21 protein-coding genes and 1 pseudogene are annotated in these 17748 nt (G+C 67.6%); 10 read left to right on the top strand and 12 right to left on the bottom strand.

Going from position 1 to position 17748, the window contains the following annotated elements; genetic code table 11:
- The first annotated feature begins 115 nt into the window (after positions 1-115).
- The 4 genes from AC07F3_RS36905 (at position 116) to AC07F3_RS36890 (ending at position 4336) form a co-directional block, all read left to right on the top strand.
- Positions 116-1795 (top strand): FAD-dependent oxidoreductase, encoded by a 1680-nt coding sequence (locus tag AC07F3_RS36905; RefSeq protein WP_479119138.1) that lies wholly within the window; start codon positions 116-118, stop codon positions 1793-1795.
- Between the two features lie 46 nt (positions 1796-1841).
- Positions 1842-2282, top strand: coding sequence for a DUF1931 family protein (locus tag AC07F3_RS36900; RefSeq protein ID WP_479119137.1), 441 nt, complete (start codon positions 1842-1844; stop codon positions 2280-2282).
- Positions 2283-2626: 344 nt separating this feature from the next.
- Positions 2627-3574: a transposase gene (locus AC07F3_RS36895; RefSeq protein ID WP_479119136.1), complete on the top strand. Its 948-nt coding sequence runs from the start codon at positions 2627-2629 to the stop codon at positions 3572-3574.
- Positions 3575-3916: 342 nt separating this feature from the next.
- On the top strand, positions 3917-4336 hold the full coding sequence (locus tag AC07F3_RS36890) for a transposase (RefSeq protein WP_479119135.1): 420 nt from the start codon (positions 3917-3919) through the stop codon (positions 4334-4336).
- Positions 4337-4371: 35 nt separating this feature from the next.
- On the opposite strand, the gene AC07F3_RS36885 is transcribed toward AC07F3_RS36890, so the two are convergent.
- Complete coding sequence (locus tag AC07F3_RS36885) at positions 4372-5163, bottom strand: aminotransferase class IV (RefSeq protein WP_479119133.1); 792 nt, start codon at positions 5161-5163, stop codon at positions 4372-4374.
- 131 nt (positions 5164-5294) lie between these two features.
- Here AC07F3_RS36885 and AC07F3_RS36880 point away from each other — a divergent pair.
- A pseudogene (locus tag AC07F3_RS36880) lies at positions 5295-5664 on the top strand (ISKra4 family transposase); the annotation flags it as partial.
- Positions 5665-5792: 128 nt separating this feature from the next.
- Here the strand turns inward: AC07F3_RS36880 and AC07F3_RS36875 are convergent.
- Both AC07F3_RS36875 and AC07F3_RS36870 read right to left on the bottom strand, forming a co-directional pair.
- Positions 5793-6266 carry a hypothetical protein gene (locus AC07F3_RS36875; protein ID WP_479119131.1) on the bottom strand — a complete coding sequence of 158 codons (474 nt, stop codon included), beginning with the start codon at positions 6264-6266 and terminating at the stop codon, positions 5793-5795.
- A gap of 61 nt (positions 6267-6327) precedes the next feature.
- On the bottom strand, positions 6328-6762 hold the full coding sequence (locus AC07F3_RS36870) for a hypothetical protein (protein WP_479119129.1): 435 nt from the start codon (positions 6760-6762) through the stop codon (positions 6328-6330).
- Positions 6763-6766: 4 nt separating this feature from the next.
- On the opposite strand from AC07F3_RS36870, the gene AC07F3_RS36865 reads away from it, so the two are divergent.
- The gene (locus tag AC07F3_RS36865; protein ID WP_479119128.1) at positions 6767-7036 is read left to right on the top strand and encodes a hypothetical protein; all 270 of its coding nucleotides are present in this window, start codon (positions 6767-6769) and stop codon (positions 7034-7036) included.
- Between the two features lie 175 nt (positions 7037-7211).
- Here AC07F3_RS36865 and AC07F3_RS36860 read toward each other — a convergent pair whose 3' ends face one another.
- Both AC07F3_RS36860 and AC07F3_RS36855 read right to left on the bottom strand, forming a co-directional pair.
- Complete coding sequence (locus AC07F3_RS36860) at positions 7212-8561, bottom strand: lipase family protein (RefSeq protein WP_479119127.1); 1350 nt, start codon at positions 8559-8561, stop codon at positions 7212-7214.
- A 539-nt stretch (positions 8562-9100) separates the two neighbouring features.
- Positions 9101-9352, bottom strand: coding sequence for a transposase (locus AC07F3_RS36855; RefSeq protein WP_479119176.1), 252 nt, complete (start codon positions 9350-9352; stop codon positions 9101-9103).
- Between AC07F3_RS36855 and AC07F3_RS36850 the strand changes: the two genes are divergently transcribed.
- Positions 9293-9445 (top strand): hypothetical protein, encoded by a 153-nt coding sequence (locus AC07F3_RS36850; protein WP_479119178.1) that lies wholly within the window; start codon positions 9293-9295, stop codon positions 9443-9445. The genes AC07F3_RS36855 and AC07F3_RS36850 overlap by 60 nt on opposite strands.
- A 234-nt stretch (positions 9446-9679) precedes the next feature.
- Here AC07F3_RS36850 and AC07F3_RS36845 read toward each other — a convergent pair whose 3' ends face one another.
- Positions 9680-10894: an alpha/beta hydrolase family protein gene (locus tag AC07F3_RS36845; RefSeq protein WP_479119125.1), complete on the bottom strand. Its 1215-nt coding sequence runs from the start codon at positions 10892-10894 to the stop codon at positions 9680-9682.
- A gap of 100 nt (positions 10895-10994) precedes the next feature.
- Here AC07F3_RS36845 and AC07F3_RS36840 point away from each other — a divergent pair, with 100 nt between their 5' ends.
- On the top strand, positions 10995-11714 hold the full coding sequence (locus AC07F3_RS36840; RefSeq protein ID WP_479119123.1) for a TetR/AcrR family transcriptional regulator: 720 nt from the start codon (positions 10995-10997) through the stop codon (positions 11712-11714).
- A 615-nt stretch (positions 11715-12329) separates the two neighbouring features.
- Here the strand turns inward: AC07F3_RS36840 and AC07F3_RS36835 are convergent.
- Complete coding sequence (locus AC07F3_RS36835) at positions 12330-12716, bottom strand: hypothetical protein (protein WP_479119121.1); 387 nt, start codon at positions 12714-12716, stop codon at positions 12330-12332.
- A 59-nt stretch (positions 12717-12775) separates the two neighbouring features.
- Here AC07F3_RS36835 and AC07F3_RS36830 point away from each other — a divergent pair, with 59 nt between their 5' ends.
- Entirely contained in the window at positions 12776-12901 is a 126-nt protein-coding gene (locus AC07F3_RS36830; RefSeq protein ID WP_479119119.1) for a hypothetical protein, read from the top strand.
- Between the two features lie 38 nt (positions 12902-12939).
- Here AC07F3_RS36830 and AC07F3_RS36825 read toward each other — a convergent pair whose 3' ends face one another.
- The 5 genes from AC07F3_RS36825 to AC07F3_RS36805 all read right to left on the bottom strand — a co-directional run bounded on the left by AC07F3_RS36825 (position 12940) and on the right by AC07F3_RS36805 (position 16226).
- On the bottom strand, positions 12940-13215 hold the full coding sequence (locus AC07F3_RS36825) for a mycothiol transferase (protein ID WP_479119117.1): 276 nt from the start codon (positions 13213-13215) through the stop codon (positions 12940-12942).
- A gap of 381 nt (positions 13216-13596) precedes the next feature.
- Positions 13597-15030, bottom strand: a complete 1434-nt coding sequence (locus tag AC07F3_RS36820) for an IS1380 family transposase (RefSeq protein ID WP_479119116.1) — start codon at positions 15028-15030, stop codon at positions 13597-13599.
- 32 nt (positions 15031-15062) lie between these two features.
- Positions 15063-15527 carry a hypothetical protein gene (locus AC07F3_RS36815; RefSeq protein ID WP_479119115.1) on the bottom strand — a complete coding sequence of 155 codons (465 nt, stop codon included), beginning with the start codon at positions 15525-15527 and terminating at the stop codon, positions 15063-15065.
- Between the two features lie 46 nt (positions 15528-15573).
- Positions 15574-15969 carry a hypothetical protein gene (locus tag AC07F3_RS36810; RefSeq protein WP_479119114.1) on the bottom strand — a complete coding sequence of 132 codons (396 nt, stop codon included), beginning with the start codon at positions 15967-15969 and terminating at the stop codon, positions 15574-15576.
- Between the two features lie 107 nt (positions 15970-16076).
- A complete protein-coding gene (locus AC07F3_RS36805) occupies positions 16077-16226 on the bottom strand; it encodes a hypothetical protein (RefSeq protein ID WP_479119112.1) in 150 nt (49 codons plus the stop codon).
- Positions 16227-16444: 218 nt separating this feature from the next.
- On the opposite strand from AC07F3_RS36805, the gene AC07F3_RS36800 reads away from it, so the two are divergent.
- Positions 16445-17563, top strand: a complete 1119-nt coding sequence (locus AC07F3_RS36800) for a hypothetical protein (protein WP_479119110.1) — start codon at positions 16445-16447, stop codon at positions 17561-17563.
- The last annotated feature ends 185 nt before the right edge of the window (positions 17564-17748 follow it).

Below are 17748 nucleotides of genomic sequence, written 5' to 3'. Positions count from 1 at the left end.
GGTGTTTCGTGCACGAGGCGATGGTCTGAACCCGGAGAACTCGCCCGGCCGCGCTTCTCCCGCGCTGTTGCCTCTGCATCTGCTTAGCCGCCGCTTCTGCCGAGAGGAGTGAACCGTGACCACCGCCCATGCCCCGAACGTCGCCGACGCCTATGGCGCCTACCCGCGACTGACGGACGACCAGATCGCGATCCTGAGATCCTGCGGACAGGTACGGCCGGTCCGTGAAGGGGACGAGCTCTTCCGGGCGGGCGAACCCAGCGAAGAGTTCTTTGTCGTCCTCACGGGCACGGTGGCCGTGCTCGAAAGCCGCGGCGACCAGGAGCACGTCGTCCAGTTGCACGCTCCGGGCAGCTTCCTCGGCGAACTCGGCCTGCTGGAAGGCCAGACCGCCTTCCTCAGCGCAGTGGTGCGTACACCCGGCGAGGTGCTGGCAGTCGGTTCGGCCGCTCTCCGCGACCTGCTCAGCGGTGAGCCCGCGCTCGCCGACGTGATACTGCGGGCCTACCTGCTGCGCCGTACGATGCTGGCCGGCGCGGGCACAGGCTTCATCATCGGCTCCGCCTTCTCCCCCGACACCCGACGGCTGCTGGAGTTCGCCGCCCGCAACCGCCTCCCGCACCGCTGGGCTGATCTGGAAAAGGACACCGAGGCCGAAGCGCTGCTGATGCGTCTTGGTGTCGCTCCGGAGGAAACCCCGGTCGTCCTCTGGCACGACTACCCGGTACTGCGCGATCCTTCCAACGTCGAACTCGCCCAAACAATCGGGCTGCGGATCGAGATCTCCGCAAGGTCCGTGTGCGACCTGATGGTGGTCGGCGCGGGACCCGGTGGCCTGGCCGCCGCGGTGTACGGAGCCTCCGAGGGGCTCTCCACCGTCGTCCTGGACGCGGTGGCGACCGGCGGCCAGGCCGCTACATCCCCCCGGATAGAGAACTACCTCGGCTTCCCCGCCGGGATCTCCGGTGCGGAGCTCGCCGAACGCGCCGTCGTCCAGGCCACCCGGTTCGGCGCCCGGATCACCGTCCCCGCCGAGGGCAGCGGCCTCGAACAGCGCGACGGGACCAACATGGTGCGGCTCACCGACGGCAGCACACTCGCCGCCAACAACGTGGTGGTGGCCACCGGCGCCCGCTACCGGCGGCTGACCGCTCCCGGCGTCGAACGCTTCGAGGGATTCGGCGTCCACTATACCGCCACCCTCTGGGAGGCACGGAGCTGCCGTCTTGACCCGGTAGCTGTCGTCAGCGGCGGCAACTCCGCTGGTCAGGCAGCCCTGTTCCTGGCGCGCGAGTCGCCCGCCGTCCATCTGCTGGTCCGCGGCGGAAACCTCGGCCACCGCATGTCCCGCTACCTGATCGACCGGATCGAGCGGCACCCCCGGATCCATGTACAGCTGCATACCGAGGTCCGGGAGGTCACCGGCGAGGACCGGGTCGAATCCGACGTCATCGAGGACAACCGCACCCGCGAGCAGCAGGTGCTGGCGGCCGCTGCCCTGTTCGTCTTCATCGGCGCGCGCCCCGGAACATCCTGGCTCTCCGACGCCGTCGCCCTGGACCCGCACGGCTTCATTCCGACCGGGCAGGACGTGGTCCATCTGAGAGCGGACATCTGGAAGCCCCTCGCCCGCGCCCCGCTCGCTCTTGAGACCAATCTGCCAGGAGTCTTCGCCGTCGGCGACGTCCGCAGCGGCTCGGTCAAGCGGGTGGCTTCCGCAGTTGGCGAGGGAGCCATGGCCATCCGCCTGGCACACGAACACCTCGGGGAGGTGGGACCACCCACTGTCCGATGATCTCAGCCCATCCACCGCCGCGAAAGGGTGAACCGACATGCCCGTCATGGGAGTTCTCAAGTTCGAGCGCTTCTTCCGCGCAGCCGCTGGCCTTGACGTCAACAAGAACGACCTCAAGCGCTACAACGACTTCGTGGACGCCAAGCTCTACGACCTCTTCCTCATCGGCACGGCCAACGCCAAGGCCAACGGCCGGGACGTCATCGAGCCACAGGACCTCCCGGTCACCAAAGGCCTGCAGGAGAGCGTCCACGCCTTCAAAAAGCTGGAGGAGGGCATCGAACTGCGCCCGCTGCTCGACCAGCTCGCCACCCGCCCCGCCCTCGGCAGGGACGTCGCCCAGGAAACGCAGCAGCGTCTGCCCGACCTGGTCGGCGGCCTCAGCCTCACCCTCGCCCGCGCCCTCAAAACCATTGCCCGCGACACCCGCCGCCCCTCCACGGACCAGTGGGACGAGGCCTTCGAACTCTTCGATCTGTTGATCTGAGCGGCGTCAGAGGTTGGTCGGCGGAAGACCACTCAAGGGCCGGGCGGCTTGCGGGCGGCTGTAGCCGTCCGGGCTTGTTTCGGAGCATCTGCGGCGATCAGCCGATTGTTCGCTGCACTCCCCCAACGGGCTCGGCAGAGGCGACACACGCAATAAGCCCTTCACCTGAAGTGCTGCACGCTTTGTCATCCGGCAGAAGCCCACCTGCCCGTTCAAAGCCTGTTGGAGCTCTTCACCCGCCGTGCAGCAAGACTGAAGCCACGGCCCAACACCTTGCACAGGCTCTCAGCTTGACCCTGTCGGGGATCTTGGGGTTCGCCGGCGCGGGAGCATGATCAACGGGGATGCTCGGGCTGTTCCATTGGCCCGTGCAGTCGTTGAGGTGCCCGTTGTCCCTCCGTGCCCGTGCCGGTGAGCAAGTCCCGCTTCTGACCGTGCAGATCACTCGGGCGAGCAACCCGGGTGGCACCACGGCGGTGTCGGTGAGAGACCGCCTGGACGGACTGTGGCGCGACGAGGACTTCGCCGACTGGTACCCGCGTGACGGACGTCCGTGTCTCTCGCCCGCTCAACTGGCCACTGTCTTTGTGCTGCAGTTCGTTCTCGGTCTGTCGGACCGGCAGGCAGCCGAGGCGGTCCGCTGCCGCATTGACTTCACGTACGCGAGGGCCATGGAGCTGGACGACCCCGGCTTCCACCACCGTGTGCTGGCAGATTTCCGCGATCGTCTCGCCGAAGGAGACCGTGTTGACCGGCTCCTCGACCTCGCACTGGCCCGCCTCAAGGAGACCGGCCTGGTGCACGAGCGTACCACCCAGCGCACCGATTCCACCCATGTCCTGGCCGCGGTGCGGGACCTGACCCGCCTGCAGCTGATCACCGAGGCGGTCCGCGCCGCTCTCGAAGAAGTCGCCGGTATCCCCCCTCACCTCCTGGACGGGCTCGTTGATGAGGACTGGGGGCTCCGCTACGGCCGGCCGGTCCGCCTGGGGGGAAGAACTCCACCCAGCCCGAGACCCGGATCCTCAACACCGGCAACGACGTCCTGCGGCTCCTGGAACACCTCTACCGGCACGGAACAGACCGCACGTCCGGCCCCCGCATCCAGGCGCTGCGGCAGATCATGGTGCAGAACTACGACCGTGGCACCGCGGGCCGCCTGCGCCGGCGCACCGCCGAGAAGGAAGGCGGGCCCGTGCTGCCGCCCTCGTTGCGCGCTGTCGTCTCTCCCTACGCCACCTCGGCCCGCTACGCACGCCACGGGCACGTCATCCCCGACGGCCCCAACGTGATCACGGACGTGGTCACCACCGCGGCCACCATCCCCGGCAGCCAGGTATTGCCCGGCATTCACACTCGTCTGGCCCGTCGCGGACTGCCGCCTGCCGAGCACCTGGTCGACGCCGGCTACACCTGCCTGCCCCACCTGGAACGGGCCGCCCGCGAGCACCAGGTCACCGTTGCGGGGCCGCTGAAGAGCAACCCCGCCCGCCAGCACCGCCAGAACGAGGGGTTCGCGCGGGACGACTTCCACATCGACTACACCAAGCAGCAGGTCACCTGCCCCCAGGGCCAGGTCAGCGCGGGCTGGCACGGCCCTTACCCGACCTCCTCACCCACCGCGGCCGCTGATCGTGGCCAGGTTCACCAAGGGCCAGTGCAGCCCCTGCCCGGTCCGCGCGCAGTGCACCAGCACCGCCGACAACGTCCGCACCGTGGGCTTTCCTCCGCGAGAGCTCCGCGAGCTGCAGCTTCGCGTCCGCGCTGAACAACAGACGCCCGAGTGGAAGGCCCGATATGCGGTCCGCTCCGGAGTCGAGGGCACGGTCAACGAGTTCGCCCACGGACACGGCATGCGGCGCTGCCGCTACCGAGGTCAGGGAAAGGCCCACATCCAGCACGTCCTGACGGCCATCACCGTGAACATCGAGCGCCTCAGCGGACTGCCACCAACCGACGAAGCCTCCCTCCCTCACCGACCAACCGCCTTCCAGAACCACCTCGACCAACGCCAGCTGCCCCGGCCGAAGACCTGGCGAACACTGGGCACCTGACCTCGGCAACTCCAAGATCCCCGACAGACTCAAGCTCAGTGCAGCTCGTCCCATGGGACGGCCTGGTACATCTTCTGCAGCGTACCCACAAGTGCCGTGTCCGGCGGATACCGGATGTCATCGATCCGGGTCACCGCGGCGATGCCCTGGGAGTTGCAGACGATGGCTGCATCGAAGTGGTCTATGTCCGCCAACGGCACCGGTTCCTCACACCAGGCGGTTCCCGCCTGGTCCAGTTCCCGCCGCAGCAACAGCATCGTGATGCCGTCCAGGGAAGGCCCTTGGGGCCATACCACCGTGCCGCCCTTCAGGAAGCCCACGTTCGTGACGGCCCCCTCGACCACCATGCCGTCCGGCCCCACCAGCAGCGCCTCGTCGAATCCTTCAGCGGCCACCCGCTTCAAGTGGTAGGCCTGGCCAAACACCCCCACGTGCTTGAGGTGGGCCAAGGGACGAAGGTAGGACACACTCCGCAGACGCTGTCCAGCGAGCTCGGGCGCGGGAGGACGGACAACGACCACCGTCACCGGGAGCGGTCCGGCCTGTGGTGGGTAGACGTAGATGCGCGCTGATGCGTCGGTGACTGCTGCTTCCTCCAGGGCTTGGCGAAGCCGGCCGGTTACCAGGCCACCGTCCAGCCCTTGACCAAAGAGCTCCCGGGTGGCCATGTCCAGACGGGCCAGGTGGAGGTCGAGCCCACGCACCCGACCAGACCTGACCTGCATCGCGGTCATGTGACCGAATCCGCCCATCAACACCGTGGGCAGCGGATCCGGAGCAACGGCGCACCCGTCAACCTGGACGTACGGGAAACGATGATCATCCATGCCCGTCACCCTAAGCGCTCTTGCATATTGGAGCTGTGGCACATTCCCAGACGATCACCACACCCGCACGTCAGGGCAGCCCCGACTCCCCACCGCCAGCTCCGCGAGCATCAAGTCGATGATCCGGCGGGCTTGGAGGAGTCCAGGCCGTCCGCGGCTCTTTCGACCAGGCCCACGACGCGGTGACACGCCGCTGCGGGAACGTGCTCGGCAAGCGCAGGCTGGAAGAGCTCGTGGTCGCTGCCGCGGTCGACATCGACGGCTTCTACCGGACAGGATCCCGGTCCCGTGCAACCGCGAGATGCCGCTGGTGATCCAGGTGGACGGCAACGGCATGGTCATGCGCCCGGAGGCACCGCGGGAATCCACCCGCCGGGCCGCCGCCAAGACAGCTGGAGGCCACCACGGCCGGCTCGCGCCAGGCGAGAAGCCGAACCGCAAGCGCATGGCGACCGCGGCCTGTGTCTTCACACCCGTCCGGCGCCCAGGCGCCCACACGAACGCTTGATCTTTGACGGCCGGGGTCGCATGGCGCCATGAACTTCATTACTCGGTTCGGTAATCGGCATACGTCAGAGCGGCCTTCGTCTGAGCATGTGGGCACTTCCCCCTGAGGGGTGTCCTCGTCGTCACCAAAGCTGCTTGGTGACGGTCTCCACCGCGCCGTTGATGACGTACACCCATCCCTCGTCGTGGAACTTCTCGTCCCGCCACGATGTGAATGCGTGCGCGACTCGGTCCGCGCTCTTCTTCGTCTCCGTGTCCACGTTGGGTGCTTCGAGGTGGGGGTCGTAGTCCGTGAGGACGTTCGCCTCCCTGTCGCCGCCCGGGCAGTCGCGGAGCTTGGCGTCCTTGACGTGGTCGGTCAGCTCGGTAGCCCCCGAGGCCTTCAAGTGGTCGCGGAACTCCGTCAGTACGGTCTTCCAGGGGCCGGCCCCGCTCGGCTTCGTCTCGTCGCAGGTACCCGGCCCCCCGGAGGGCTGCGGCTGCGCTGTCGCCGAGCCGGATTGCGCAGGGTGACCGCCGTTGCCGCCGTCACAGGCGTCCAGCGCCACCAGACACACCAGGACGGCGCCCGGCAGAGTGAGCCTTCGGCTGTGCATGACTGTCCAATCAGAACATGGGCCACAGTGCCCGGGAGGTTTCGCCCGGGCGCCGTGTGCGCTACCTCTTGGGGGTGGCGAGCGGGTTGTCCTTGCCCAAACTCTTCTCATCGCCGTCGGTGTAGAGGGACAGCTCGCCGTCCGTCCAGCGGATGATGGTGTCATCCGCGTACGGGTTGTCGGAGAAGTCACCTCCGGTCACCAGGACCGCATGGGTCAACAGCTCATGTGGGGCGTACCACTTGTTCTCCCTCCATCGGCGGTTCGCCGAGTGGTCGAAGACCAGGGTGTGGGCGAAGTTGCACCGTCTGGTCCTCGATGAGCTCAGTGCCCGTGGGGAGTTGGACTGGTCGCGGTGTGCCATCGACTCGGCGAACAGGCGGGCGTTGAAAAGGGGGACCTGATGGGTCCGAATCCTGTGGACCGGGGCAAGCGCGCCTCGAAGATCCACTTGGTCACGGAGCGGACCGGATCCAATGACGAAGAGGAAGATCATTCCTGTGGCTATCGTCGATCACGCTCCGCAGATCACGGAGGACAATCAACGGATCCTGCTCCTCCACGGCATCGCATTCGCCATGGAGTTCGACCGGCTCGTCCGCGCGCGCAACCAGCCCAGCCTAGTCCGCTGCATCGTCGCCACGAACGAGACCAACGCAACGTGCAGGTTCCACCAGATCCGTCCCGGTGAGCTCTGGAACTATCCGGACCTTGAGAGCTACCAGCTGGAGCAGGTGGTCGTGGTCGACTTCGAGCCCGCCCACGCCTGAGGCACACGCCTGCCCGCGCTACCCACTGGTGCAGAGAAGGTCAAGCGCATAGGCCACAGTCTCGATATGCGCAGGGGGCTTACCGCCGACGGTGGTCGGATGGAGCGGATGCGCGCCGGTGCCGAAGTCGAACCAAGCGGTCTTGGCGAAGTTCGCTGCGGCCCCCTTCAGGTCCTCATCCGGCGGCCACCGTCTCGTCAGCCGCAAGTGAGTTGCCTTCGGCGATGCTGCCGCAGGAGGACGGGGCCTCCTTGCCGGCGAACCGGGCGCGCAGCCAGGCGAGCGCGGTGGGCACCGTGGCCGTGGGCGCCGTCAAGTGGCTGAGGACGTCGTACTGCTGGTACCAGACCGCGGCGTCGCCCTCGGCGCAGTACTTCCGCGCCAGCGCCCGTGTGTCCCCGGCGACGGTGATGCCGTCGCCCGAGCCGATGCCCGCGATGTTGCTCGTGGTTCCCTCCAGGAAGCCGGCGTTGCCCTGACCGATGTAGCCGGGGACGGTCGGGGCCGGTGCCAGGCCGAGGTTGGACTTGTTGACCGCCTCGACGAGCTCGGGTACGGAGTTCGGGTTCGCGTACTCCGGCTTCGCCATCTTCTTCCACGTCAGACCGGGGTAGTGGCCCAGCGCGTCGGCGATCGAGGAGTGCTGGTGCTCGTCGACCAGCTGCTTGCCGTAGTCGTTCAGGTACTTCTTGAGGTCGAAGTCGTACGAACGCGCTTGCCCGATGAGCAACTCCGGGATGAGCCCGGACCACACCTGGCTGCCTTCGATGTACCTGAGGATGTGCGAGGGCTTCACGAGCAGCCCGCCCTCGGCGTATCCCACCAGCCGCTGGTTGACGTCAGGGGCGTACGTGGGCGCGAGGGAAGCGGCCCAGTTGGTCGCGACGGCGCCGCCGGAGTAGCCCATGAGGCCGACGCGCGCATCGGGGCTGATGCCGGTCCTCGACGCCGCGCTGGAAGCGGCACGCAGGGAGTCCAGCGTGTTGTACCCGTACTCGCGGGAAGCCGCGAGGTGGGCGGCCTGCCCCTCGGTGTCAGGGAGGACAACGTCGTAGCCGGACAGCAGGAGCGGCGCCACGAGCGTGGACTCGCCGTTCGCGATCAAACCGCCGGGCAGCTTGACGTCGCCCGCGACCGCCCGGGACGGACCGTCTTCGGGGTCGAGCGAGTCGTAGAACGACTGGTACGACACGACCTTGCGGCCGTCGCCACCAGGGCTGCGCAGCACGGAAGTCACGCCTGCGGACGGGTGGCCCTGCGCGTCAGTGGTGCGGTAGAGCAGCTGCGTCGCCTGGAGAGGAATCGAGATACCCAGGACGTGGTACGGCAGCGTCCGGACCTTGAGCACGTCCCCGGGACTGTACGAAGACAACGGCTTGCTGCCGTCGTACGCGTAGAACGCGTCGCTCCCGGCAGTCGCCGACGAGGGCCGCTCCTGAACGCCGGACGCGACAGTCGGCACGGCGGCGACAGCGAAGGCGACGACGCCCGTGATCGCAGCGTGCCACACTCTGAATTTGCGCATGACTCCCCCAAACGATGAAAGCGGATCACAGAGATGACCGCTACGCCCGAAGGGGGGAGTGGCCGAAGGTCGGTTCCGCCGCAACCTAACAAAGGCACACGGCAGTTGGCCAGGGGGCGCCAGAGTTGCACGGGACGAACGGGGGCTGAGTCAGCGGCTCCGCTCCGCCAATTCCCTTGTGCCGCCGACCGGTCGGAACGGTGCAGTGCCGGGGCCCTGGCTACCGACCGAGCGCGTCATGCCACGAGCGCGAGCCCTCGATACTCGCGCAGTGCTCCACGGCCATGCGGATCGCGACGCGCACAACGTCCTCGCGCGTTTCCGCGAGTTGCAGAGGCGGGATACCTGCGCGGAATGCCAGCTCTTGGGCCACTGTCGCGAGGAGTTGCTGTGCGAGCCACAGCCAACTGCCCGGCGACCGGGGCCAAGCATAGGCCGGTCGGGCATTCCCAGCCTCTGTGCCCGTGTCCGGCCTCACTACATGCCTTTCTTGCCTGTACTTGGCAGTGTCTTCCTTCCTGCGAAGACGCTTCTCAGCACTAAGCGGTCCCTGGGTATTTGAGTTGCGTGCGGGGGTCATCGTGGCTGCTCGCCGCGTCAGGGCGGTGTCGATGGCGGAGTGCAGTTCGGGGGCTGGTATAGGCGCGGATGAGCGTGTCCTGGTACTTGACCGAGCGCCACACGCATTCGATGCGGTTCAACTCCGGTGATCTCGGAGGGAGGTAGAACAGATGGGTCCCGATGCCCGCGAGTTCCTCGCGGTGCCCCTTGAAGAGCTGGGCGTGGTGGATGAAAGCGTTGTCCAGCACGATGGTGCAGGGGCGGTGCCGCTGGAAGCCGGACAGTGCGCCGAGGCTGTCGGCGCCGGCAGCCAAGCGATGTGAGTGCAGACGAAGTCGAGGACCATCTCCGCGTCGATCTTCCCCTGGACAGTGGTCCACACGAGCTCGGGCCGGGGGCCGGTGTCGTTTAACGCGCCGAGCACGTTGACCCGGAGGTTCTTCGTGTCCTCCCGCTTCACCACCACCCGGCCCACCGGCTACACCTGAGCCCGCACCGGGACACACCCTGGACGAGTGCGGGTTCTCGCCGGCCCTGCCCACGATGCCGAGGCCGCGTCAGTGCTTCAAGGTGTCGTCGAGCCAGTCGAGGATGCGGCCCATGGCCAGGCGCTGGGCGCCGGTGTGGCAGTGGGCGCCGGCACCTTCCGCGACGGTGAAGCGCATGAGGGTCTTGGGGCAGGTGAGGTGGTCGTAGAGCTGCTGCGGCTGGCCGTCGAAGAACAGGTCGTCCTCGGCCTCGCAGACCAGCGTCGGGCAAGTGATCTTCTCGGCCACGCCGTCGGCGAGGGTGTAGTCGAGGTAGGAGGCCAGGAACTGGCGAGGGGTCGAGACGTCCATGACGTACGAGCCGTGCGTAATCGCCCAGCGCATCGTCGAGTTCGTCTTCATCAGGGCCTCGATCGAGGCGTCGATCTCGGGGGCGTGCTCGGCCCGCAGCAGAGCCTCGGCCTCGGCGCGTGGCATCGGCATGTTCCGCGTGGCAAGATCACCGAGGTCGTAGACGCCGTCGACCGCGATGACGGCGGCGAGGCGGTGCTCGAAGGCGGCGGCGCGGGGGGCGAGCAGGCCGCCCATGCTCAGGCCGAGCAGGCCGATCCGCTCTGGGTCGACCTCGGGGCGGGTTTCGATCAGCCAGTCGAGGACCGGGGTGATCACGCTCTCCCAGTTGGGGCGGAAGGGCAGCCCGTCGCGGAAGCGGGCGGCGGGCTGCCCGGGGCCGTCGAAGGTCAGGACGTGGTAGCCGCGCTCCGCACCGGCCGCGCCGCCGAAGAAGTGCATCTCCTCGGCCGAGCCGTCGAATCCGTTGTGTAGGACGATCGTCGGCGCGGGCCCCTCGCCCGGGGCCCGGTAGAAGTAGCCGCGCAGTACCGTGCCCTCGAACGGGATCTCCACTGGCTCGATCTTCGGCTCGAAGAGCCGGGCGGCGGCATGGAAGGCGCTGACGGCACGCTCATAGGAGGCGGCGATGCGCGGGTCGCCGGGGTTGCCGTGGAGGAAGAACTCGGCCGAGCGGAAGTAGTTGCTCGCCCGGAGGAACCCGTCCCGCGCCGAGATCTCGTGGCCTCCGTCGTACGCGGCCTGCGCCTCGGCCTCGGTGCGCTCGGCGGTGGCGGCCCACTGCTCGTACCAGCTGTCGTAGTCCCCTGCGGTGATCTTCTCGGCGGTCGCGACGACCTCGCCGAAGTCGGAGCCGCCATAGGCGGCGTGGCCCAGCGCGCGCAGGGTCTCGTACCAGAACTGCGGGTCGTCCTCGAACAGCATCGGCTTCATGACCGGTCTCCCTCATCCCTTAACGCAAGTTTTCCTTGCGTTAAGAACGTAGCGCGATCGAGAGATCTAACGCAAGTGCTCTTGCGTTAACCTTCTTGATGTGACCGGAAACCATGACGTGACCGAAAACGGCGACGCCAGCGACGCGCACGAGCCCGGCCGGGAGAACAGGGCGGAGCGGGAGAGTCGCCCGCGCCGACGCACCGGCGGCCGGAGTGCCCGCGTGCGGGAGGCCGTCCTCGGGGCGACGGCGGAACTCATCGCCGAACAGGGCCACGAGCGCATCCCGATCGCTGAGATCGCGGAACGCTCCGGCGTCCACCAGACGTCCATCTACCGGCGCTGGCGCACCACCAACGCCATCGTTCTCGACCTCTCGCAGGAGCGGCTGACGTCCCTGTGGGCCGTTCCCGACACCGGCAGCCTGCGCGGGGACCTCCTCGCGTACGCGCAACGGGCGGCCGAGTCGATGACCGGGCCGGACGCGGCCGTACTCCTACGCGCGCTCATCGCCTCGGTGCCCGACGGTGGCGGGGTGCCCACCGGCGGCGCCGGGAAGGCAGGGGCCGCGGAAGGGGCTGGGGGTACCGCAGGCGCTGAGGCGGGCGGCATCCCGCACCCCCTCCCCGCACGCGGTAAGGAAATCCAGAGCATGCTGGACCGTGCGGTGTCCCGCGGCGAGCCCCGCCTCGACCTCCTCGACGTCCTGGACGGCATCCTCGCGCCCATCTACCTGCGCACCCTCTTCCACATTCCGACCCTGGACGCGCACTATCTGGGCTCTCTCGTCGACAAGACCCTTGCGACGGCGGCCACGTGAGGGCGGCCACGCGCGGGCCTTCGGCCTTGTGAGGCCGGCAGCGTGAGGGCGGTGGCCACGTGAGGGCAGCCCCATATGAGAGTGCGCTCTCACATGTGGACGGGTCCCTCCGAGGTCCGACCGCCGGGCGCGGCGGGCTTTGCGGTACAGGATCACCGACACCAGGAGGCCGAGGGCGAAGAAGGCCGCCGACCACCAGTACGCCGTTGACTAGCTGGGGAGCTGGGCCTGGACCCGTGCCGCGGGGGTGAGCTGGCGGCCGACCAGGTAGCTCGTGGCGGCGCTCGCCGCGAGGGTGTTCAAAAGGAGGTGTCCCCCCGACGGCCCGCTGCTCTGCCGCCTGCTCGCTTCCTCGACGACCACTACGACCGCTACGACCGCTACGACCGCTACGACGAGCTGCGCACTCCAGCCGCCGCCATAGGGCCTCGAGGGCTTACTCCGACCGCCGCCGTCTCGCCGACGAGCAACGCGCGGCCGCGGACACCGCCTGCCGCTACGTGGCCAACAATGCCGACCACGTCCACTACGGCCGGGCGTTGGCAGCCGGCTGGCCGATCGCCGGCGGAATCGTCGAGGGAGCAGTCAGACGTCGCCTGAACAACCCCTGAGTCATCACCGAACAACCACGATGTCAGGAAGCGGCAGGTGCTCGTCGCCCTGCAGGCCGACGAGCGCGTCACGCGCGAGGGTCCGCACCTGGCACCATCCGCCGTCTGTCGCCAGTGCTTCCCTTGACCAATGCCCGGCGTTCTCCCTCCCGCTCATTTCGTCGAGGACCGAGTCGATCAGCCGCAGCTTGCCCATGGCGTCCTCATTCAGAGGCATTTCCTGCTGGAAGCCAGCCACCAGGCGAAGGGCGTCGTCGAATTCCAAGGCCAGTTCGTCGGTCACGACCTGGTACTTGTCGATCCAGGCCAGCTGATCGGTCGAGTCCGCACCAAGAAGGGCGAGCGCAGCGATCAGGCGCTGCCAGCGGTCGAAAGCGCTGAGGGTCCCCATGCGCGCATCCTCGCACGGCTCCGATTCGAGCCACCGAACTGGGGACGCTCATTCGTACCGTGCCAGGGCCCCATCCGTTCGTACGCCGACACCCGCTGAACCTCGGCGCGTTCGTCCTCGGTGAGCTGGTCGCTCTCCCCGGTGACGCGCTCGACCGCTTCACGCAGGCGTACTTCCTGAACTAAAGGTGGGGCATTCGCACAGTTTCAATACCCGACGTGGGTTACTCGCCGGTCTGACCGTCGATCAGTTCCCGGGCGACATCGAGCTGGCCGACGTGCCGCGCGTACTCCTGGAGCAGGTGAAACAGGATTCGCCCGAGGGTAGGTGCGTCTTCGGGCCGCTGGAAGCGGCCGCCAATGCGGGCTGAGTCCGTCAGGATGGCATCGGCTTCCAAGGCCCGTGATCGGTCCACCTCAGCACGGTATGTGTCCAGGACGTTGGTGGTCGACTGCTCCGCTGGCACGTTCCATTCGGCAGCGTCACCGGATATCGCCACCCCGCACGTAAAAGGGGCACGCCACAGTCCGGGGAACCGACCCCGCCGGCTGCCGCCCCGCCATGACGGGCGGCGGAGCAGGCCACGCGTCACGAAGTTGATGACGAGGCCGCGGGCGAGGCGAGCTCCTGCCCCTGGCCGAATCTCGGAACGTCCTGTGAGGGGCCGATTCCGGCTATGAAGCCGTCGAGGATGCCAGGCCGGTACTGGAAGGCCCGCTGTGTCCCATTAGCCTCGCTCTTTCGCTTGGGGCGGCTGGATGCTGCTGAACGTCAATTTGCGAGTGCCTCCGGCTGCTTCGTGGTGTGGGCAGGCTGAAGGTCCGACGCGCTGGCCGGTGTCTCCGAATCCTTGAGGTCGTGGGCGTCAGGGGCGCGGTGGTCAGTCAGCGGGTCGGGGCAGTGCTGCGAGCCGGTGGAAGGCCGTGACCAGTTGCTGTCTCCATGGCCAGGTCGCGGAGATGCGCAGGTGCAGGCGGCGGCCGCCTCGGGTGAGGCGGGCGGCGGTGTGCAGAAGCCGGTAGCGGAGCTTCTTCGGTTCGGCTGCGGCGAGTTCGCCGTCGAGTAGCAGAAGCCTGGTCCAGGCGAGCAGGTCGGTGGCGGCCAGGGAGAATTCGAGCCAGGCGGTGTTGATGTTGAACTGCCGGGAGGGGAAGCGGCCGATGCCGGTGTCCTTGCCGCAGCGGATTCGGTCTTCGACGGTCGCGTGGCCGCGGTGGCGTACTTCCAGGAACTGCGCGGTGCCGCCGTCGGCGATCGGGGTGTCGGTGAGGAAGATCTGGTGGCGCAGGCCCTCGACGGTATCGAACAACGAAAGCTGGGCGCCGGGGTGGGGGCGTTCACGGCGGACGATGATCCGGGTTCCGGCCGGGTAGCCCGGCAGGTCGAGCATGCCGGTCAGCTCGGCGACTTCGGCGCCGTCACGGAGGCTGCCGTCCTGGTCGAGGGCCGGATGCCACAACGGGCTGGGGACCGTGCGGATGGCCCGTCGGATCGGTTCGGTGACCGCGTGGCCGACCGAGAAGAACGTGCGGATGCCGCGCTCGCGCAGGTTGCGGATGTGTGCGAGGAAGGCTTTCGAGCAGCCGGCGCTGTCGGTGCGGATGAGGATGTCGGTGCCGTGGCGGTGGGTGTCGGGGAGTTGGGCGAGTGCGTCGTCGAGGACGGCGATGTGGTCGCTCGCGGTGTTCGCGCCAGCGTTGCCCGGCCGCAGCCGTCCGGCCAGGGCGCCGCCGGTGTTGGCCAGGAAGCACAGTAGCGGGTGGTAGCCGAAGCCGCCCTTGTAGGTGGGTGCGGCGTGCTGCTTCTGGGAGTGGCAGGTCACCAGGGTGGCGTCGAGGTCCAGCACCAGGCCCGGCAGTTCCCGTCCGCCGGCGGTCACCGCGGGTATGCCCTCGCCTTTGTCGGCGGCCTGCAGCCAGGCGATTTCCCTCGCCCTGGCGCGGGCTGAGCGCAGCCGGGCGAGCACCTTTTCGTCGATCTGGGCGAGCAGCCGCCAGGCGGTGGCCGTGGACGCCACCGGCCCGAACACCTCGCCTTGATCCCGCAGCCCCGCGAGATCAGTGATCGTCTCACCGCCGTCGGCGATCATCACCGCGAGATCCGCCGCGATCCGGCCCGGATCATGCCCCGTCCCACGCGGCCGCAGCGGCCCCAGCACGCTCGAGTACGCGGACGTCAGCCCCGTCGCATCGGCGAGATCCGCGAGCAGGCGGGCGCCGGCATGCCCGACCACCCCCGAACCGTCCGCCGTAACCAGGACCTTGGGACGCGAACCGATAGCCTGCACGTAGAAAGTGCCTTCCGCTTGGACCAACAGAACCCCTAGACAAGGTTCATCGTCCCTGCTCAGAAGGCACTTTCGCGTTCACAGCACGGGTGACCGTCCCCACCCAAGCGAAAAGCCGAGGTTAGGGGATGGACGAACGGTCCCGCGATCTCCTCAAATGCTTCGAGGGTGATCCTCGGTACGAAGACACACTCGCTGTCCATGCCGTCCGGGAGGTGCCCCCGCATCTCTTCCCGGCACAGGAACGTGCCGGGGGCAAAGATTGCTCCAGCGGCCTTGTCAGCCAGTTCAATGATGGTCTTCCACACTTCTCCCACCTGCGGCCGCTCGACGCAGATGACACCGCCGACGACATCCACTTCGGCTTCGCTGCCGTCAGCGGCACGGATCCAGAACCCCGTGTCCTCCCCGTCCGCCTTTTCGGGAGCGGCCAGGTACGGGGCGAGGATCGCGCGCACCGTGTCCATGTCCGGTTGGGCCAGATCGCCGTCGACGAACCTGTACAGACCCAGGCCGCAACTCATTTCAGGGACCTCCCTCACCACGAAGTACTCTTTAGGCGTTGTCAGTTCATGATGCCCGGATCGCGTGGGTGAGCTCCGGACCGGTTGAGACCACGACAACAGACCAGTCGTTGTTGAATTCCTCGGGCAGGTGGGCGCGGCCGGCTTCGCTGCTCAGGACGACGGTCCCGCCGGGAAGTACCAGAACAGCCTCCAGGCGCTGGAGCAACGCGTAGATAACGCTCATGATCTCGTCACCGCCAAAATGACTGATCATGACACTGTCCTCAGAACGGAGGTAGACGTCTGCCCCACCTCCACCCCCTGGAGTCGTCAACTGAAGAAAGTGGTGCGCCGGGTCACACGTCGTCACATAGGGTCCGAGAACATCAAGGATTGCTTCCTTCTCAAGACTCACTTGCTCGGCGTTGACGAACCGGAACACAAAGACGTCGTAACTCACTTGAGCCTCCGCAATGGGAACTGCCGGGCGGCGCAGGCCTACTCGCGTGGGCGCGCCTCCCCAGGCCAGTTGGGGCAAGCTCAGCGCGGGCCCGCCCAGCCTGCCGGTCAGAAACGCCATGGGCAAGATCGCGGACTCACCGTCGACTCCAGCAGCTGCATGGCCGCGGCGACCTCTTCGCCCGTCAGGTCGACGGGCTTGGACGCCAAAGCGTCGAGGCTGCCGACCTTGTCGTCCCGCCGCATGGCATGCAGCACGATCGCCCGGTCCAGGGCTTTCTGGGTGCCGCTGAGGCATGGATTGCCTGTTCAAAGCGGGTGCAGTCGGTTTACGCGACGTCACCCGCCCTGGGCGAGCATGACGCCTGGCTGTTGCGTTTGGTGCAATGCGCCGCCGTGTCAAGGGCTTGTCGCTGCGACTTCTGTCGTGGCATGCTCCCTGCCATGATCAAGAGAATCGAGTCCTCCGTCCGCCGATGAGCGAGACGACCGGGACAGGACTGCCCGGACCACCGACGACACTGTTCGACCACGCCCTCCGGCTGCATCAGCTGGCTCCCGGGAAGCCGCTTCATCGCGACGGGGAGCCGTACCCCGATGACGGCCTGCATCGTCATCGCAAAGGCCCGCGCACACCTGAGGACCGGCACTTGGCCGGCAAGGACGCGGCGCTCATCCTGGACGCGCATTTCGCGAGCGCCTCAGCCCATCCCAGCGAATTGGCTGATGCCTTCCACGACGTCCACATCCCGATTCATCCCAACGAGCACATCGCCGCCGCGGCTGAGCGGGCGGACACAGAACGCGTCCGCCGGACGGGCCGCTGGCTGGTCCGGCACGGCAGCGACCGATGCTCGGTCGCCGTTGGACTGGCCTTGGTCGCTGCTGTGGGAACGGCTGACGACATACCGTTGATCCAAACGATCGGGCTGCTGTCCAACCGCTTCGGGCCACTGGCGGCGCACGCTTTCGAGAGTCAGCCCGCAGGAGTGGAAGCCCTCCTCTGGCTCGCCGAGCGAGTCACCGGATGGGGCCGTGTCTATGTCGTCGAAGCTCTCTGCAGACTCGACGACCCAGCTGCCCGGCCTTGGCTCCTCCGCAGGGCCTGCGACGGCGACTTCCTCAACAGCTACTTCGCCGGCAAGGTCGCCAAAGTCACGAGACTCCATGAGGCACTTGCAGATCTCGACACCGACAGCGAAATGGTCGACCACCTCGGTCGGCTACTTCATCTCATGAGCGACTGCGGGGGAATGGGACTCACCCTCGCTCATTACCCCCACTCGGCAGTGGTCCTGGAAGCTCATGCGCGCCATGTGGGCTCGCTTAGCCCAACCATCGAGCGCTACTTCACGATCGCGGCGCTCACCCAGCACCTGACCACGAAACCTCCCGAGGCTGCGGGATGCACTGCGGCCCAGCAGGAAGCGCTCCGGGCCACGTACCTCGAAGTCCTCGACCGAGAGGAATGGACCCAGACCGCACGCACCGGGTTCAAGGCGGATGACAAGCGGATGCGGTGGCTCGCCAACCACAGAGCGCCACAGCTGAGGCTGCGTGCGTTCCCCGATCGAGAGCCGGATGCTGGGGAATAGCGCACACCAGGAACAAGTGGTCTCTGCCAGTGCTGAGCAGACCCAGCCGCTCGCGGTCACCGCCTCCGAAGCTGGGTCAGACAGCCACCCGCCTGGTCACCGAGGCTGGCGGAACCTGCAGCCGGTATGCCCCGGGTGACCACAGGCGCTGACCCGGCCGGACCTTGATCCTGAGAGCAGCAGGA

This window comes from Streptomyces sp. NPDC045846, from assembly GCF_056431605.1.
The sequence above is the reverse complement of the archived record's forward strand: the minus strand, read 5'-3'. Positions and strand labels throughout refer to the sequence as shown.

Bases quoted from the DNA above. Each gene is read 5' to 3' on its own strand.
- AC07F3_RS36835 (WP_479119121.1), bottom strand. From the start codon at position 12,716: ATGGGGACCCTCAGCGCTTTCGACCGCTGGCAGCGCCTGATCGCTGCG.
- AC07F3_RS36800 (WP_479119110.1), top strand. From the start codon at position 16,445: ATGAGCGAGACGACCGGGACAGGACTGCCCGGACCACCGACGACACTG.
- AC07F3_RS36870 (WP_479119129.1), bottom strand. From the start codon at position 6,762: ATGATCTTCCTCTTCGTCATTGGATCCGGTCCGCTCCGTGACCAAGTG.
- AC07F3_RS36845 (WP_479119125.1), bottom strand. From the start codon at position 10,894: ATGAAGCCGATGCTGTTCGAGGACGACCCGCAGTTCTGGTACGAGACC.
- AC07F3_RS36875 (WP_479119131.1), bottom strand. From the start codon at position 6,266: ATGCACAGCCGAAGGCTCACTCTGCCGGGCGCCGTCCTGGTGTGTCTG.
- AC07F3_RS36860 (WP_479119127.1), bottom strand. From the start codon at position 8,561: ATGCGCAAATTCAGAGTGTGGCACGCTGCGATCACGGGCGTCGTCGCC.
- AC07F3_RS36885 (WP_479119133.1), bottom strand. From the start codon at position 5,163: ATGGATGATCATCGTTTCCCGTACGTCCAGGTTGACGGGTGCGCCGTT.
- AC07F3_RS36815 (WP_479119115.1), bottom strand. From the start codon at position 15,527: ATGAGTTGCGGCCTGGGTCTGTACAGGTTCGTCGACGGCGATCTGGCC.
- AC07F3_RS36850 (WP_479119178.1), top strand. From the start codon at position 9,293: ATGGGTCCCGATGCCCGCGAGTTCCTCGCGGTGCCCCTTGAAGAGCTG.
- AC07F3_RS36895 (WP_479119136.1), top strand. From the start codon at position 2,627: ATGCTCGGGCTGTTCCATTGGCCCGTGCAGTCGTTGAGGTGCCCGTTG.
- AC07F3_RS36900 (WP_479119137.1), top strand. From the start codon at position 1,842: ATGGGAGTTCTCAAGTTCGAGCGCTTCTTCCGCGCAGCCGCTGGCCTT.